Source organism: Actinoplanes sp. ATCC 53533, from assembly GCF_003947245.1.
Map to the genome: position 1 here is coordinate 1 of NZ_QHHV01000715.1, position 1,852 is coordinate 1,852.

At 64.7% G+C, this 1,852-nt stretch carries 3 protein-coding genes; all 3 read right to left on the reverse strand.

The window, feature by feature from the left end; translation table 11 throughout:
- Positions 1-136 precede the first annotated feature (136 nt).
- Complete coding sequence (locus DMB66_RS60800) at positions 137-427, reverse strand: transposase (RefSeq protein ID WP_158647708.1); 291 nt, start codon at positions 425-427, stop codon at positions 137-139.
- A gap of 24 nt (positions 428-451) precedes the next feature.
- The gene (locus DMB66_RS60805) at positions 452-844 is read right to left on the reverse strand and encodes a hypothetical protein (protein WP_158647759.1); all 393 of its coding nucleotides are present in this window, start codon (positions 842-844) and stop codon (positions 452-454) included.
- A 188-nt stretch (positions 845-1,032) separates the two neighbouring features.
- Positions 1,033-1,800: a transposase gene (locus tag DMB66_RS60815; RefSeq protein ID WP_125812748.1), complete on the reverse strand. Its 768-nt coding sequence runs from the start codon at positions 1,798-1,800 to the stop codon at positions 1,033-1,035.
- Between the last annotated feature and the right edge of the window lie 52 nt (positions 1,801-1,852).

Here is a 1,852-nt window from a genome sequence, read left to right on the forward strand (position 1 = left end):
CCACGACGTGCTGCGGTCGCCGACTCCGGTCGGTCGCGCCACTCGTAATAGCCCGACCGGGACACCTCCAATTCCGTGCACATCATCACGATGGGAAAGTCAGCCTTCTCGGCGTCGATAAGCTCGTAAACGTCGCTTACCGATGATCCTGAGCGAAGAAGGCCGCCGCTTTTTTCAGGAACTCGTTCTGCAGCCGCAACTCCCGGTTCTCACGTTCGAGTTCCTTCAACCGCGCCCGATCCGGCAAAGCCAGGGGCTGTTCTTCCACAGGGTGACTCTTCCTATACGCGCTGACCCAATTACCGAGAGTGCCGTCCAACAAGCCGAGTTCCCGCGCGACGACCGCGATCGGACGTGACGTCTCGATCACCATCTTCACCGCCTCATCGCGGTACTCCTGCGAGTAGGACCGTTTCTGCCGCGCCATGCCCATCTCCATCCCAGACCGAGATCATATTAGATCCCCTGTCCGGAAACTTCGTGGCAGCTCAACCCGATCGTCAGGCAGAGCGTCGCTCAACACGGTGCGGGCCGGGCAGATACTGCAGGTGCTGGTCGGGAAGCGGACCACGATGGCGTCGTGGCCGTTCTGGCGGGTGGGGTGCCAGCTGCCCGAGTGGTGGCCTTGCGGGCAGGTCGCTTGCTGGTGGTCGAAATCGATGGTGAACGCGGCCTGGGTGAAACCGTTGTGAGTGCGGGCGGGGTGGCAGGAATCACCACGCATCGGGGCGATCAGGCTCACCTGGTACTCGGTGCGGCAGGCCAGCAGGTTCGTCGTGGAGGGGTAGCCCGGCGTCCATGAGGTGTTCGGCCGGTAGCAGACCCCGACCGGCGAGCATGACATGGATGGGCATGGTCATCGTTGAGTCGGCCACCGCGGCGTGGGTGGTGACCACGTTCGTGATCAGGTTCGGTGGGCGGGTGGGATCGGTACCACCGCCGGGGGTGGGGGTGTTGTCGCAGGTTTCACTGATATGGACTTTGTAGCCCTGCCAGCGGTGGCCGCGTTTCTCGCTGTAACGGGCATCGATGTCATACGGGGAGATGATCCTGGTTCTGCCCGGCAGGCTCACCGTCGATATCGGCGTCCCGCCAGATCACCTCCCGCCCAGCCTCGCCGCGAACGTATTGCTGGATCCACACCTGGCGCAGCACCTCGACGGCGGAGATCTCACCCAGCCAGGGCGGGGCCTGCCCGTCGAAGACCGCGGCCAGCAGTTGGTAGCCGTCCGTCCCGACCTGGGCGGCGAGTTTCCGCCGGCCGGGCTGGTCCTTCGGCAGCCGCCATTCATCGATCCGGGCACCGTATCGTCGGACCATCGCCGCGTCGACGTGCTCAGCCGCCCACCGCGGTGCCGCCACCGTCAGGGCTTCGAGGGCCGCCCGCAGCGTCTCACCGACCATCTCCAGACGGTTGAGATCACGAACCGCGGCCATCACATACGTCGCGTCGGTGCGCAGCCGACCCCGGGCTTTGACCAGGCCCTGCTCGACCAGCCGGTCCAGGAGAGTCTGGAACGCCACACCCTGCAGATCATGGGTGACCAACCGGGTCCGGAACTGTGACAACACACTGAAATCAAAACCCGGATCCGTCAACACCAAACCCAAACAGTATTTCCAGTCGATCCGCCCCCGGACCGCGTCAGCGGCCTGCCGGTCGGTGAGGTTCTCCGCGAACTGCAACACCGTGACCATCGCCAACTGCCCCGGCGAGATCCCCGGCCTGCCACGAACCCCGAACGCATCGACGAACGCCCCATCGGTGAAGACCTCACCCAGCTCATCACGCACCCGCATCGCCAACGTCGGCTTCCTGACGCCGCCCTAGCCACCACCGCAGTCTGCACAT